Consider the following 14,496-nt stretch of genomic DNA (forward strand, 5'->3'; position numbering starts at 1 on the left):
GAAATAGTGATCCGCCTCAGAACGGCCAAGGGCGAATCGCCACTAGTGCCCCCCGGGAGTCGCGCTAGCGACTTCTCTGCTTGCTGGGCCCACGCGCCCGGGGACTTGGGAGGTCGTGGGGATGAACGCCGCCAAGACCGCCGAAAGCACGGCGGCGCCGATAGCAATGGTGAAGGTGATGCGGAAGGCGTCGATGGCGGGCAGCGCCACCGGGCCCAGTTGCATAGTCATCGAGGCAAGGACCACGCTCATGACCGCGGCCGAGGTTGAAGTGCCGATGGCGCGCATCAGGGAATTGAGCCCGTTGGCGGCAGCGGTTTCGGTGATCGGCACGGCGCCCATGATTAGGGCAGGCATGGCGGCGAAGGCCAGGCCCACACCGGCGCTGATCACCATGGAGGAGACGATGACCTGCCACACCTCGCTGTTGAGCAGCAGCGCCACCACATACCCGGCGGCAATCACCAGCGCACCGGAGATCAACGTGACCTTGGGGCCCCGGCGGGCCGAAAGCCGTGCTGAGACGGGGGACAGTGCCATCATGACCAGTCCACCGGGGGCAAGGGCCAGGCCTGCACGGAGCATGGACTGGTCAAGCCCGTAGCCGGTGGCGGCCGGGGCCATGAGCAGCTGAGGGAAGATCAGTGAGGTGCCGTACATGGCGAAACCCACCATGACCGAGGCCAGGTTGGTGAACAGCACCCGCGGGCGGGCGGAGACGCGCAGATCCACCAACGGTGCCTTGACGCGAAGCTCGTAAACTCCCCAGGCCAGCAGCGTGATCGCCGAAACCGCAAACAGGCCGATGGTCAGCGGGCTGCCCCAACCCCACGTTGCACCCTTGGTGATGGGCAGCAGCAACGCCACCAGGCCCACAGCAAGTCCGCCGGCTCCCACGCCGTCGAACTTGGCCGGGGTGCGGACGGCGGACTCGGGCAGGACCACCGCAACAAGTACCGCGCACAGCACGCCCAACGCAGCGGAGGCCCAAAACAGCATGTGCCAATTGAAGTTCTGGGCGATGAAAGCGGCCAGGGGAAGGCCAATGGCCCCGCCGACACCCATGGTGGCGCTCATGGTCGCCACGGCCGTGCCGACCTGTTTGGGCTCAAGCAGGTCGCGCATGATGCTGATGCCCAGCGGGATGGCGCCCATGGCAAGCCCTTGCATGGCCCGGCCGACGACGACGATCCCCAGGCTGTCGCCGACTGCGCACAGCACGGAGCCGGCCACCAAGGCGGCGAGGCTGAGTAGCAGGATGCGGCGCTTGCCAAACATGTCACCGAGCCGCCCTCCGATGGGGGTGACGACGGCGCCAGCCAGCAGCGTGGCGGTGATGGCCCAGGAAGCGTCCGCCGCGGAAGCGTTCAGGAGCTTGGGCAATTCGGGTATGAGCGGGATGATCAGCGTCTGCATGAGCGAGACCACGATCCCGCAGAAGGCCAAGGTGGTGATAACCATTCGTGGAGAGGGTTTCTGGGTGGAACGAATAATGCGGGACACGATGCTCCTGATAGCCGAAGAACGCCAGCTGATGTATTTGCCAAGCGGCTTGCATCATACATAAATGCGAAATCTGGTGTTCGTGCTACACAAAAAATCGGCACCCTGGCCATGGACCTGAAAAGCGGCCCCGTTACGCCTACAGGCCGTCGTCGAGGTTCCAGTGCTCCTGCCAGCGCCAGTCGATAGGCTCGCCCTTGCGTTGATACCTGATGTCCGTAGACAGGCGCAATTTGTTCGCCGGATCCACGTTGTCGGTTGAGGCATGCACTATGTGCGCCGAATGCACCATCACGTCCCCGGCCTCGTAGTTGGTGATGAGCCAGCGGGAGTCGTGTGTTTCCGCCAAACCGGGCAGGTCGGCGGTGATGGACGCGGCCGGTTGCGCCAAGGTGCCCTCGCGTTCCTGGGCCAGGACCCAATGATGGCTGTTTTCCAGGTATGCCAAGCCGCCACGCTCCACGGGGCAGTCTCCCAGCGGAATCCACATGGATAAAACACGGTCGCTGCCCCCGCGCAGGTAGACAAGATCGTAGTGTGCTTGTGTTGCCGTACCGATGCCAGCCTCTCCCGGTTTGGTGTGGCGGATGATTTTCCGCCGGTGCAAATGGACCTCGTCCTCCAAGAACCAGGCGAACCAGTCCGCGATTCGCGGATCGGTGCAAAGGCTTTGGTATTGCTCGCCAGGAACGATGGTGGTGAAAAGTGCTTCACGCATTGCGGTCCTGTCAACAGGCTCCGGGGAACTGAGGCCCTCCTGTGGATCACTGCCCGGAGCCGTCACGTTGGCACCAACAAGTTGGCCAAAGTAGTAGCCCCGGAACTCGTTCACGGTCTCAGGCTTGAGGTGGCCCTTGAGAAAAAGGTAGCCATCTCGGCGCAGCCTGTCCCACAGTGCCTGGCGATCGTCTCGCTCGTGCAAGGGAACTGGCTCCAGCTCACCGAGACGGTGTACGGATTCGTCGAGAACATAGCCGTTGGAGGTAATCATGGACTAATCCTGTCCGCAAAAGAGCCACTTTTCCATGGACTTCGCTACTGTTAACTTGGACTTTTCTACTCTCAAAGGGGGTCACAGTGGAAACGTGGGCAAAGTACCGTGGAGCAGCACATCCGCTCCGAAACTTGAGCATGGCCTGCGTGGGTGCCGGGGAACAAGAAGGACAAATTTTACCGTTTTCACGGCGCACACTGGATGTCCATGCCCTCGTGTTCGTCTCCTCCGGAAGCGGCTGGTTGCGGTACCGCGGAACATCACAAGTGGTCACGGCGCCGGCCCTCATTTGGATTTTTCCTGGTGTGGAACATGGCTATGGACCTGATGCCGCCGGGTGGCGCGAACACTGGGTGCTTTTCACCGGAACAGGTGCCCGCGCCTTCGAGGAAATGGGCTGCTTTAGCCGCGACGCACCGTTGGTCCCCGTGAGTGGAGCGCTGCCCGTGGAGAACTTCGCGCTCCTTCGTTCGGCCTTGGAAGAGGGTGGCCCCCAAGGGGATCTTGCGGCTTCAGCTTTGGTACAACAAATCCTGGTCGACGCCGGGCGGCAGGGGCAGCGCCGCACGGAAGACAGTGAGGAATCCGTCCTGACAGCGTTGCGGGAGATCGCCTGCCTGCCGCTGAATATTGGCGAGCAGGCGGCCCGGCTGGGGCACACGACGCAGTCGCTGAGGACTCTGGTGCACAAGACAACTGGAGTGGGACCCAAGGAAATGGTGTTGGCTATCCGCATCTCGCGAGCCCAATCGCTGCTGGCCGGAACGGATCATCCAGTTCAGCGGGTAGCGGGAATGGTCGGCTACGAAGACGGCGCCTACTTTAGTCGCCTCTTTACGAACAAGGTGGGCCTGTCGCCATCAAAATTTAGGCTTGCCCACCGGCGCAACTAGACCGGCAAAAAGGACCCCTTACATATTTTCCAAACCGCCCATAGACTGACAGCGACCCCACCATTCGCCGCCGATCACCCACACCCTCGTGCGCCTGGAGAGTGCCGAAAACGCGGCAAGGGGTTGTTTTCTCGTTGCACTTGAAGGCGCCACCTGGCGCCTTCTGAACTAACTGGGAAGGAAATAATCCATGTCAGGAAACAGAGCCGTTGCCTACAAAGGACCGGGAATCGTCGAGGTTATCGACATCGACTACCCAACGTTTGAACTCAAGGACGGGCCGGGCGTCAATCCGGCCAATGTGGGGCGCAAAGTGCCCCACGGCGTCATCCTGCGCACAGTAGCCACCAACATCTGCGGATCAGACCAGCACATGGTGCGAGGACGCACCACGGCGCCGTCGGATCTGGTCCTGGGCCATGAAATCACCGGTGAGGTGGTTGAAGTTGGCTCAGATGTTGAATTCATCAAGGTGGGGGACATCTGTTCGGTTCCCTTCAACATCTCCTGCGGGCGCTGCCGCAACTGCAAGGAGCGCAAGACCGGCATCTGCCTGAACGTCAACCCGGACAGACCCGGCAGCGCCTACGGCTACGTTGACATGGGTGGCTGGGTTGGCGGGCAGGCCGAATACGTCCTAGTGCCCTACGCGGACTGGAACCTGCTGAAGTTCCCGGACCGGGACCAGGCGTTGGAGAAGATGCTGGATCTGACCATGCTCTCGGACATCTTCCCCACCGGATTCCACGGCGCCGTCACGGCCGGGGTTACGGTGGGATCCACCGTGTACATCGCAGGAGCAGGCCCGGTTGGCCTCGCCGCGGCAACCAGCGCTCACCTGTTGGGAGCCGCCGTCGTAATTGTCGGTGACATGAACGCCGACAGGCTGGCTCAGGCACGCACCTTCGGCTGCGAAACGATCGATCTCTCCCAGGGCGACCCGGGAAGTCAGATTGAGCAGCTGCTGGGTGTGCCCGAGGTGGACTGTGCCGTGGATGCCGTCGGTTTTGAGGCCAAGGGCCACGGCCACGGGGCAGGAGAGGCCCCGGCAACGGTGCTGAACTCGCTCATGGACATCACGGCAGCCGGCGGCTCGCTGGGCATCCCGGGGCTCTACGTGACAGGCGATCCGGGCGGCATTGACGCCGCCGCGCAAAAGGGCGCCCTGAGCCTGAGCCTGGGCACTGGTTGGGCAAAGTCGCTCTCCTTCACCACAGGACAGTGCCCCGTCATGAAATACAACCGTGGTTTGATGATGGCGATCCTCCATGACAAGGTCTCCATTGCCAAGAACGTCAACGCCAAGGCCATTTCCTTGGTGGACGCACCCCGCGGCTACGCCGAGTTCGACGCCGGTGCGGCAACTAAGTACGTGCTGAACCCGAACGGCTACCTCAACTAGTCCCCAGTTCCTCCCCGCCTTCAGCCGCTGGCGCGTCTGAAGGCGGGGCCCCTCGGAACTGTGGGCCCAACGATTCGCATGGCTTGATCGTGAGCGAGCCAAAGGCGGGTCCCTCGGGCGTGTGGGCCCAACGATTCGCATGGCTTGATCGTGAGGGAGCTATTTGTTGGCTCAGGCGATTCAGGCTGGTGTGAGCGGGGCTCGCAACGGCCAGTCGCCACCTTCGAGGATGACTTGCGTGCAGGAACCATCCTGGCTGTTCAACAGGATCGGCGCCGCCAAATTAACGGTGCTTTGCACACCCGGGTTTACCACCACCAAGACGGTGACTCCGGAAACATCCGTGCCAATAGCGGAAAGCTCGGCAGCCGGTAGCCGAGGGCTGTAGTCGGGCAGGTGGGTGGCTGCGTCCAGGACGTAAAGGCGTGCGGTGCCGTCGTTGGCCGTCAGTGAAAAGAGCCCCACGGCATTTTCAATGGCCGCCAGGGTGAAGTTGACCTTCGGCTCCAAGCCCGGTGGCGGTGTGACAAAACGCAGTTCTGCGATGAGCGCCTCGACACTCATCGCAGGAAGTCCATCAGCGTCGGCTGGAGCACTTTGGCCGTGACGCTCAGGGCGGCCTGGTAGGCGAGCTCCTGCGTTTTGACGTCGAGGATGGCCCTGCCCAGGTCAAGGTCCTCAATGCTTGAGCGCTGATTTTCCAGGTCCACGGCGCCGTTGGTATTGGCCGTTTGTGCCCGCAACAGCTGGGCCTGCCGGGTACCCAGCTCGGCACGGGCGTCAATGGCGCCGCTCACGGCCTTGTCCATGGCGCCAAGTTCTGCAGAAACATCGCCGCCGGGGGCACGCAATGCATCGGCAATTCTTGAAAGTAGCCCAAACACCGAGTTTCCTTCCGTGGTGCCAAAGATCGCGGCGCCGTCGGCGTCCACCCGTACTGCCGCGCCAGAACTGATGCGGCGTTCCACTGAACTGTTCGGATCTCCCGTGTAGCTGAGCGGATTGTCAGTGAATGCTGCGCCTTGGTTCGAGTTGCCGGCGAAAATGGTCCGCCCTAGATACTTGGTGTTGGCTTGGGTAAGTAGCTCGGCCCGGATGGACTCAATCTCCTTGGCGATGGCGTCCCGGCCAGCAGGTGTAGTGGCCCCGTTGGCGCCTTGAAGGCTCAAGTCCTTGGCTCGTTGCAGCAGGGTGGTGACACTTGCCATGGCGCTGTCGGCCGTGGCAAGCCAGTTGGTGCCATCGGAAATGTTGCGCCCGTACTGTTCCGATGCTGCCTGCTGGGCGCGTACGGCCATAGCGTCGGCTGCTGCAGTCGGATTGTCCGAAATGTTGGCGAACTTCTTCAAATCCAGCGCGGACTGCTGGGCCTGTGCCAGCTTGGCTGAGCTCGACTCAAGGTTTCTGTGGGCCGTCGCGGCCATGGTTTGCATGGTGACTCGTCCCATCATGGTCAGCGTCCCACCCTTCCGGTCTGGTTGATAAGCACGTCAAGGGCCTCATCGATGGCCGTCATGACCCGGCTCGCTGCCTGGTAGGCGTGCGTGTAGGAGAGCAGATTCACGTTCTCCTCGTCGATGTCCACTGAAGCGTTAGACTGCTGGGCGGCCATGGCATTGGTAAGCGAGGTTCCGGCCGCAACGTCTTGCTGCAGACCCACGCGCACCGCAGCGCCCGTGGTGAGGACGGTTTCGGTCCACTTTGCGTCCGGGGAATCCTTGGCGGAGCCAAGCTTGAAGATCTCATCCGCCTTGGAGCCGTTCAGAGCATTGCTTGCACTACCCGAGGTGGCGATGTCGGCCGGGCCCTGGGCTTTCACCTCTAGGCGCATTGCGGCCCCGGGCCCCGAGCCAGGCTTAAAGCCGAAGAACGGATCGCCCAGGGTTCCGTCGGCCTTGAAAGCGGTGGTGTGGATGTCGTTGACCTGCTTGGCCAACTTCTCCGCCAGACGGTCGTATTCGGCCGCCGTCTCGGCGATGACTCCACCGGTTTTACCCGCATTGGCCGGGCCAAGAACTGACAAGGTGCCAGCTAGCTGGCCACCGTCCAGATCCACGGCCACGCCAGGGCGACGCTCCCATTCCAGCTGGACGGGCTTACCTTCTGACATGGTGTTGGGGCCGGCCACCTTGAGCGTGTTGACCTGCTTGCCGGAAACCAGGACGTTGCCGCCCACCAGAATTTCGTTGTCCCCGTTCGGCAGATCCCGCACGGTGCCGCCGGTCAGCTGGGAGATTTTGGCGGTCAGCGTGTTGCGCTGGTCGATCAGTTCGTTGCTGGGGTGGCCGGTGGCCGCTGCGGAACGAATTTGGTCGTTGAGGGAGGCTATCTGACCCGCTGTGGTGTTGACTTCCTGCACCAGCATGTCCGCCCGGCCACGTGTCTGTGACCATTGGTTGTCCAGGGCCCGGTAGCCCTCGGAAATGTTCTGGGCGAGGGAGTTGGCGCTTCCCAACAGCTTGGCTGTGGAGGCTGTCTCGCCGGCATGGTTGGAGATGTCACCCCAGGCCGCCCAAAAGGAGTGCAGCTGGCCGGAGATGGCCTCGGTGCCGGGTTCTTTCATGCGGTCCTGGATTTGTGTCAACGCATCGGCACGGGCGCTGGTGTAGCCGGCGCTGGAAAACGCCGTGCGCACACGGGCGTCCAAGAAAGTGTCGCCCAGGCGGGAAATGCCGGTGACATTGACCCCTTGCCCGGGTTTGACGCCGACGTCGAACAGCGAGCCGTTGGCGGGCATGCCAACGGCGGAAAGCTCGGCCCGCTGGCGCGTGTATCCGGCCGTGTTGACGTTGGTCAGGTTCTGGCCCACGACGTTCAGCCCGGTTCGGGCGGCATTCAGGCCGGAGAGTGCCGTGTTCAGGCCACTAAAAGTACTCACAATTTCCTCAACATTTTAGACGCTCTTATCCAGGAATCGTGATCCCGGCTCCGTGCTGGTGTTGCCCAGGTGGTCGTAGGTTCCCGCATCCGCGACCACGGTGGCCATGGTCTCCTGGGCGGAGCGCAGACCTTCCCGCAGAAATTGCAGATTGGTGTCGCGCAGGGTGCGAACCTGGTCCACCGCACCGCTCAAGGCGGCCAAGTGGGAGCCAAGGATCTCCGCCCACGGGCCTGCGCCACCTGCGGCACTAAGTTCCTGAAGGCTGGCGTCCTCCGGCAGTCCCCACTGGAGAGCAACGGCGGAGGCGATGGTGGTTCGTTCAAGGGACGTCACGCGCAGGCGCGTCATGACGTGTTCAACTTCCCGTGTTGCGTGATCAAGCCAACGGGACTTTCCTGACGCCAGAACAAGGTGTTCTTCTTCGAGTTTAAAGACCAATAGGTCTAATAATTCTCGTTCGCGCCATAAAGCGGCGGTCAATTCCTGAGGCCCCATAGGGAGGTCCTTTCAACTGGCCGAGGGGTTGCAAACTCTACTATCGGCGCAGGTGGCGGATTCGTAATGGGCCGCGTTTTACTTCTTCTGCGCCCCGGACCTAGCGCCTTGCTCGTGCACAATTTCATACGAATGGACAGCGGAAAGTTGCATTCTTCAGGCATATTTTCGCTTACAGTAAGGTGTCACTTGCTTGCATTGCCGGTGGCGCACGCTGGGGGGCGTTCATATCGACTACTAAAGTCATGTGTTGGCGAGGGGGGCATTACCGTTGAATCGCGAGGACCGCGACAGTTTAGTCGTGCAAAATTTACCTTTGGTTGGGTACCTGGTAACCGAAATTTGCATGCGCGCCAGTCACTTGTCTCGTCCAGATCTTGCGCAGGTCGGAGCCGTGGCTCTCATTCAGTGTGCGGAGTCCTTTGACGCCAGTTTGGGTGTGCCTTTTGGTGCCTATGCCCGACGCCGGATCAAGGGTGCGTTCGCTGACGAGCTTCGCCGTGAAGATTGGGCCACTCGGGGTGCCCGCTCCCGTATGAGCGAACTTGCCATGATGCAAGAAACACTCTCCGGTGCACTGGGCCGCTTGCCTTCCACCGATGAGCTCGCGGGCGCGCTCGGCGTGGACAGGGCCGCCGTCGAAGCCTCGCAGCTCGATGCTGCCCGAAGCGTTACCCCATTGACCGATGTGATCGCCGATCTTGTGGCGGCCACCTCGCAAACTCCCGAGGAACTGGTGCTGGCGAACGAGCACGAGGCGTTCCTGGGGGAGGCGGTTGCTGCGCTGCCGCAGCGTATGCAATACATTGTGGAGCAGATTTACTACCGTGACAGGACCGTGAAGGATCTGGCCGAGGAGCTTGGTTCCAGCCATTCGGCCGTGTCCCAGCAACGGGCCGAGGCCATGCGACTTTTGCGTGACGGAATAGAACGCCACTATTTGGCTACGGCGGACGCCAGCTCGGTGCCGCACACCCGGATTGCGGCCTCTCGCCGAGAGGACTACCTGACCCACCTTGGGGCCCGAACTATCGGCGGGGCAACACGGGCGTTGGGTCTGGTGGTTCACGACCACGCGGCAAAGACCGCCCCGATGATGGGATGAGCAAACCGGGCTGGGCAACAAAAATCTCCCGATAAATCCCTTACCGGTAGCGGCCGTGTGCCGAGTGTTAAGTTCAGTTGCCCATGGATGGGCGGCGTTTCTTTTCCCACTTTTCACGGAGGACTTTACTCATGGGCATGCAGGTTAATACCAACATTGCGGCAAACAATTCTTACCGCAACCTCAGCAACACTCAGAATGATCTTTCCAAGTCGCTGGAGAAGCTTTCCAGTGGTTTCCGCATCAACCGTGCAGCCGATGACGCTGCCGGCCTGGCCATTTCCGAGGGCTTGAAGTCTCAGGTCAATGGCAACACCGTTGCTGCCCGCAACGCCCAGGACGGCATCTCCGTTATTCAGACCGCTGAAGGCGCGTTGACTGAAGTCCACACCATCTTGCAGCGCATGCGTGACTTGGGTGTTCAGGCCGGTAACGACTCCAACAACGTTGATTCACGCAAGGCCATCACCACCGAGGCTGCCGCGCTGACCGCAGAGTTGGACCGTATCTCCTCGGCCACCAACTTCAACGGCATCAAGCTCCTTGACTCCTCCGCCGGCACGGCCGGTGTCATGTCCTTCCAGATCGGTGCCGGCGACACCGCTGACAACCAGATCAAGGTTGACCTGACAGGGGCGAACGTGAAGACCGTTTCCACCGCAGTTGGTGTCTTGACGTTCGACAGCGCGGCAAACGCTGCCTTGGCTGTCAAGGGCTTGGATGTCCAGATCACGGCGATCTCCTCGGCTCGTGCCGATTTGGGTGCTGCCCAGAACCGTATGGAGTCTGCTGGCCGCTCGCTGGCAGTATCCAAGGAGAACCTGTCCGCTGCTGCCTCGCGCATCACGGATACCGACATGGCTGAGGAAATGGTGAAGTTCACCCGCGCGAACATCCTCTCCCAGGCAGGCACGGCCATGCTGGCCCAGGCCAACCAGTCAAACCAGGGCGTTCTGAAGCTCTTGGGCTAAACCGCAACACCCGCCGGGTACTAAACCATCCGGCACCCTTGCCGCAAGCCGTCCCGAAATGCTGGCCATTTCGGGACGGCTTGCGGCATTTAAAGCCCAAATGAAAATTGTGGCGCCCAAGTTGCTAACCGGCGGGTGTGACGTGCCGAGTGTTAAGTTCAGTTGCCCATGGATGGGCGGCGTTTCTTTTCCCACTTTTCACGGAGGACTTTACTCATGGGCATGCAGGTTAATACCAACATTGCGGCAAACAATTCTTACCGCAACCTCAGCAACACTCAGAATGATCTTTCCAAGTCGCTGGAGAAGCTTTCCAGTGGTTTCCGCATCAACCGTGCAGCCGATGACGCTGCCGGCCTGGCCATTTCCGAGGGCTTGAAGTCTCAGGTCAATGGCAACACCGTTGCTGCCCGCAACGCCCAGGACGGCATCTCCGTTATTCAGACCGCTGAAGGCGCGTTGACTGAAGTCCACACCATCTTGCAGCGTCTGCGCGATCTTTCCGTGCAGGCCGGTAACGACTCCAACAATGGCGATTCACGCACGGCCATCACCACCGAGGCTACGGCCTTGACCGACGAGCTGACCCGTATTTCCACGGCCACCAACTTCAACGGCATCAAGCTCCTGAACTCCTCCGCCGGTACGGCCGGAGTTATGTCCTTCCAGGTGGGCGCCGGAGACGGTGCGGAAAACCAGATCACGGTTGACCTGAAGAAGGCCGATGTCACCAAGGTTGTTACCGGCCTTGGCGCCCTGGACTTCTCCAGCGCCACCGCGGCAGCAACCTCCCTTGGCAAGATCGACGCACAGGTCACCGCGGTGTCCTCGGCTCGTGCCGATTTGGGTGCTGCCCAGAACCGTATGGAGTCTGCTGGCCGCTCGCTGGCAGTATCCAAGGAGAACCTGTCCGCTGCTGCCTCGCGCATCACGGATACCGACATGGCTGAGGAAATGGTGAAGTTCACCCGCGCGAACATCCTCTCCCAGGCAGGCACGGCCATGCTGGCCCAGGCCAACCAGTCAAACCAGGGCGTTCTGAAGCTCTTGGGCTAAACCGCAACACCCGCCGGGTACTAAACCATCCGGCACCCTTGCCGCCGGCGGCCGGGCCAGTCACATAAGACCGGCCCGGCCGCCAGTGGTGCAATTACGGCAAAGGTCCCGAGTCGCACAACGGGCCACACAAAAGTCACTGCCGGCCAGATCCGGCCACGGGTAGTGCAGCGGAGAGGAACTCCCCATGGGCATGGGAATCGACGGATTGACTTCAGGGCTGAAGACAAGTGAAATCATCAATGCGCTGATGAACGCCGAGGCCATTCCGCAGTCGTTGATGAAGAAGACTGTCGCCAATGACACCTACCTGCTCACGGCACTTCAGGCGCTCAACACGAAGTTTGCCAGCCTGTTCAAACAGGCCTCGGAACTATCGAAACCCGATGGCCTGGCCATGTACCAGGCCAATTCCTCCTCTCCCGCCATTACCGTGACAGCCGCGGCAGGTGCCCGGCCTATCGCCCTTGACCTGAACGTCACCCAATTGGCGCAGGCCCACGCGGTGGTCACCGCCCCGCAGGCTGCCTGGCCCACCAGCCCCGCGGTCCTCACGTTCGTCAAGACCGACGGAACCACCACTACCAAGGTTGAGGTGAACGCGGACTCCGACTCCCTCGATGCCATTGCCTATGCTGTCAACAAGTCAGACGCCGGAGTCTCCGCCGTCAAGGTGGCCTCCGGTACCGACGCCTCAGGTGCCACCCTTTACCGTCTGCAGTTCACAGCCAAGGAAACCGGCGCCGCCGGTGCGTTCAAGGTGTACCAGGGCAGTGCAGCCGACGTGGACGCCGGCGCTCTCCCCCTGACAGCCGTTCCCGGTGCTGCTGTGCTCCGCACGGGCCAGGACGCAAAAGTCACGTTGTGGGCCGGTACTCCGGCGGAACAAACCATAACCTCGAAATCGAACACCTTCACTGCGATTTCCCCGGGCATTGACATCACCGTCAACCAGGTGACCACCGCGCCTGCCGTTGTCACCGTTCTCCGCGACGACAAGGCAGTCACGGCGGCAGCCAAAGACCTGACAAGCAATGTCAACATCATTCTTGGCTCAATCTTTACCCAGTCCGCCGTCTCTGCGGCCGGGGCCGCCGCCGGCAACGTCACCTCCGGCCTGTTCACCAGCAACAGCACCACCGCCGCGGCCAAGGACAAGCTCTTCACCGCCGTCGTGTCCCCGGTCAATGGGAAATCACTGTCCACCATCGGCATCAACTCCACCAAGAACGGCGATCTGGTCTTCGACGAGGCAGTATTCGCCGCGGCCTACGCCAAAGACCCTGCCCTGGTTGAAAGCACCCTGCAAACCGTCACCGCACGTGTGGCCGACGCTGCCAAAGCCATCTCCGACCCCTATTCGGGCACCTTGTCCCAGAGCATCAAGGGCAAGGAAACGGTCATCAACGACCTGAATGCCCAAATCCTGAAGTGGGATGACCGGCTGGCACAACGCCGTGGCGCACTCCAGTCCATCTACACGAACCTGGAAGTCCAATTGGGTAAGATGCAGTCACAACAGAACTGGCTGACCTCCCAAATTGGCTCCCTTGATTCAGGAAGCAGCAAGAAGTAGTGAACGTTTCCCCCAGCTCCAGCCGCTCCCTTAACGCCTACCAGCGCGAGGCTGTCATGTCAGCGTCCCCGGCACGCCTGCTGGTGATGCTCTACGACAGGCTCCTGCTTGACCTGGCCCGTGCCGAGGCCGCCCAGCTGGTCGAGTCGTGGGAGGTGGCGCGGGAGAACCTGCTGCACGCACAGGAGATCATTGGGGAACTTGCGGGGTCCCTGGATATGGATGCCTGGGACGGCGCAGATCACCTGCTAGGCATTTACAACTACACGGGCACCGCCCTCATGAACGCGAACATCTACCGCAACGTGGAGCTGACCCGCGAATGCATCACCATTCTGGAGCCTCTGCGCCAGACCTGGCACGAGGCCGCCACACAGCCACTGGCTTCCACTCCGGGCGGACACCTGGGGGAGCTGGCGTGAGTGCGACGGCGACCCCCGCCGACGCGTCATTCCAGCGCTGGGAGAGCACGTTGGAGCAAATGCGGCTCGATGCGCAAAGCGCCGTCGAGCAGGCAACAAACCGTACCTCAGTGGAGGAGATCGACGGCGGTTATCAAGCGTGGACCCCGCCGGCTGACCTAGGCGTTTTGCCCGATGAGTTGGCAGACCGTGCCGCGGCGTTGCTGGCACTACAGGAGCGGGCGGCGAGGCTGATCGCGGAGTCCCGCAACGCCGTCGAACGCGAAATCCAGGCGCTTACCGTGACACGCACACCCGTCAGGTCAGTGTACGTAGACGTCACCGGATAGACCCAGCGAAGGAGTCGGTAATTCCTTTGCTTTCGGATCCTTACGAAACTACGTAGTTTGCCGATAGATACGTAGGAGCACGGATTGCTCAACCCCTCGGCCATGGATAGGCCATGTTTCTCATACAAGGAAGAGCGCATTGCTGGATTCCGTGGTCACCGTAGCGCTGACGAGTGCGCTTAACTCGTTGTCGGAACGCCAAAAGGCGATCGCCAACAACATCGCCAACATCAACACCCCTGGCTACACGGCCAAGCGTGTCATGTTTGAAGATGCCCTGGCAGCCTCGGTGAAGGCCGGCGACGGTCATGTAAAGGCCACCACCTTGCGTTCCCTTGAACCCACACAGCTCAACGGAAACAACGTGAACCTGGACACCGAAACGCTCTCCAACGTTGAAACGACCCTGCGCTACCAATTCGCGGCCCAGGCCGTCAACGGCGAGTTCACCTCCATGCGCACAGCGTTGAAGACCCAGTAATGGCCGACGCAATTGGCATTGCCTCAACCGGGCTGACCCTCCATCGCAAATGGCTGGATGCCGTCTCCGACAACCTTGCCAACATCAACACCGCGGCCCCCACCAACGGCGAGGCATTCCGTGCCCGCTACGTACTGGCCCAGGCAGGCGAGGGAAACTCCGGCGCGTACGTCGCCGGCGCGGCCTTTGGTGATGCGGAAGGCCGAATGGTCTACCAACCCGACCACCCCCTGGCCGACGCGGAAGGCTATGTGCGGTACCCGGACATCGACCTCGGCTCGCAGATGAGCCAGCTCATCATGGCCCAGCGCGGATACCAAGCCAATGCCGGCGTTGTTGATCGCGCCAAGACTATGTATGAAGCCGGACTTCAGATTGGAAAATAGCC

Annotated in this window: 16 protein-coding genes; 10 read left to right on the forward strand and 6 right to left on the reverse strand. The window is 61.4% G+C overall.

Annotation, left to right across the window (positions count from 1 at the left end):
* Positions 1-42 precede the first annotated feature (42 nt).
* Together CXQ94_RS03435 and CXQ94_RS03440 are read right to left on the reverse strand one after the other, a co-directional pair.
* Positions 43-1,503: an MFS transporter gene (locus CXQ94_RS03435; RefSeq protein WP_258066645.1), complete on the reverse strand. Its 1,461-nt coding sequence runs from the start codon at positions 1,501-1,503 to the stop codon at positions 43-45.
* Between the two features lie 139 nt (positions 1,504-1,642).
* Complete coding sequence (locus CXQ94_RS03440; protein ID WP_104086838.1) at positions 1,643-2,494, reverse strand: phytanoyl-CoA dioxygenase family protein; 852 nt, start codon at positions 2,492-2,494, stop codon at positions 1,643-1,645.
* Positions 2,495-2,580: 86 nt separating this feature from the next.
* Between CXQ94_RS03440 and CXQ94_RS03445 the strand changes: the two genes are divergently transcribed.
* Both CXQ94_RS03445 and fdhA read left to right on the forward strand, forming a co-directional pair.
* Positions 2,581-3,390, forward strand: a complete 810-nt coding sequence (locus tag CXQ94_RS03445) for an AraC family transcriptional regulator (protein ID WP_104086839.1) — start codon at positions 2,581-2,583, stop codon at positions 3,388-3,390.
* A gap of 190 nt (positions 3,391-3,580) precedes the next feature.
* Complete coding sequence (fdhA, locus tag CXQ94_RS03450; protein ID WP_104086840.1) at positions 3,581-4,792, forward strand: formaldehyde dehydrogenase, glutathione-independent; 1,212 nt, start codon at positions 3,581-3,583, stop codon at positions 4,790-4,792.
* Between the two features lie 180 nt (positions 4,793-4,972).
* On the opposite strand, the gene fliW is transcribed toward fdhA, so the two are convergent.
* From fliW to CXQ94_RS03470, 4 genes are read right to left on the reverse strand one after another with little or no spacing between them, the layout of a single operon-like run.
* On the reverse strand, positions 4,973-5,356 hold the full coding sequence (gene fliW, locus CXQ94_RS03455; protein ID WP_104086841.1) for a flagellar assembly protein FliW: 384 nt from the start codon (positions 5,354-5,356) through the stop codon (positions 4,973-4,975).
* The gene (gene flgL, locus CXQ94_RS03460; protein WP_104086842.1) at positions 5,353-6,243 is read right to left on the reverse strand and encodes a flagellar hook-associated protein FlgL; all 891 of its coding nucleotides are present in this window, start codon (positions 6,241-6,243) and stop codon (positions 5,353-5,355) included. Before flgL ends, fliW begins: the two co-directional genes overlap by 4 nt.
* A gap of 2 nt (positions 6,244-6,245) precedes the next feature.
* Positions 6,246-7,670: a flagellar hook-associated protein FlgK gene (gene flgK, locus CXQ94_RS03465; protein ID WP_181034059.1), complete on the reverse strand. Its 1,425-nt coding sequence runs from the start codon at positions 7,668-7,670 to the stop codon at positions 6,246-6,248.
* Positions 7,671-7,685: 15 nt separating this feature from the next.
* Positions 7,686-8,168: a flagellar protein FlgN gene (locus CXQ94_RS03470; RefSeq protein WP_104086844.1), complete on the reverse strand. Its 483-nt coding sequence runs from the start codon at positions 8,166-8,168 to the stop codon at positions 7,686-7,688.
* A 247-nt stretch (positions 8,169-8,415) separates the two neighbouring features.
* Between CXQ94_RS03470 and CXQ94_RS03475 the strand changes: the two genes are divergently transcribed.
* The 8 genes from CXQ94_RS03475 (at position 8,416) to CXQ94_RS03510 (ending at position 14,494) form a co-directional block, all read left to right on the forward strand.
* Complete coding sequence (locus CXQ94_RS03475; protein WP_258066647.1) at positions 8,416-9,273, forward strand: sigma-70 family RNA polymerase sigma factor; 858 nt, start codon at positions 8,416-8,418, stop codon at positions 9,271-9,273.
* Positions 9,274-9,404: 131 nt separating this feature from the next.
* The gene (locus CXQ94_RS03480; RefSeq protein ID WP_104086846.1) at positions 9,405-10,244 is read left to right on the forward strand and encodes a flagellin; all 840 of its coding nucleotides are present in this window, start codon (positions 9,405-9,407) and stop codon (positions 10,242-10,244) included.
* Positions 10,245-10,460: 216 nt separating this feature from the next.
* Entirely contained in the window at positions 10,461-11,300 is an 840-nt protein-coding gene (locus CXQ94_RS03485) for a flagellin (RefSeq protein ID WP_258066648.1), read from the forward strand.
* 187 nt (positions 11,301-11,487) lie between these two features.
* Positions 11,488-12,876, forward strand: coding sequence for a flagellar filament capping protein FliD (fliD, locus tag CXQ94_RS03490; protein ID WP_104086847.1), 1,389 nt, complete (start codon positions 11,488-11,490; stop codon positions 12,874-12,876).
* The gene (fliS, locus tag CXQ94_RS03495) at positions 12,876-13,298 is read left to right on the forward strand and encodes a flagellar export chaperone FliS (RefSeq protein ID WP_104086848.1); all 423 of its coding nucleotides are present in this window, start codon (positions 12,876-12,878) and stop codon (positions 13,296-13,298) included. Before fliD ends, fliS begins: the two co-directional genes overlap by 1 nt.
* On the forward strand, positions 13,295-13,627 hold the full coding sequence (locus tag CXQ94_RS03500; RefSeq protein WP_104086849.1) for a hypothetical protein: 333 nt from the start codon (positions 13,295-13,297) through the stop codon (positions 13,625-13,627). The genes fliS and CXQ94_RS03500 overlap by 4 nt, the downstream gene beginning before the upstream one ends.
* A 139-nt stretch (positions 13,628-13,766) precedes the next feature.
* Complete coding sequence (locus tag CXQ94_RS03505; RefSeq protein ID WP_104086850.1) at positions 13,767-14,108, forward strand: flagellar basal body protein; 342 nt, start codon at positions 13,767-13,769, stop codon at positions 14,106-14,108.
* Positions 14,108-14,494, forward strand: coding sequence for a flagellar basal body rod protein FlgC (locus tag CXQ94_RS03510; protein WP_104086851.1), 387 nt, complete (start codon positions 14,108-14,110; stop codon positions 14,492-14,494). The genes CXQ94_RS03505 and CXQ94_RS03510 overlap by 1 nt, the downstream gene beginning before the upstream one ends.
* Positions 14,495-14,496: the final 2 nt, after the last annotated feature.

The sequence above is a fragment of the Arthrobacter sp. GMC3 genome, assembly GCF_002929305.1.
Classification (GTDB): domain Bacteria; phylum Actinomycetota; class Actinomycetes; order Actinomycetales; family Micrococcaceae; genus Specibacter.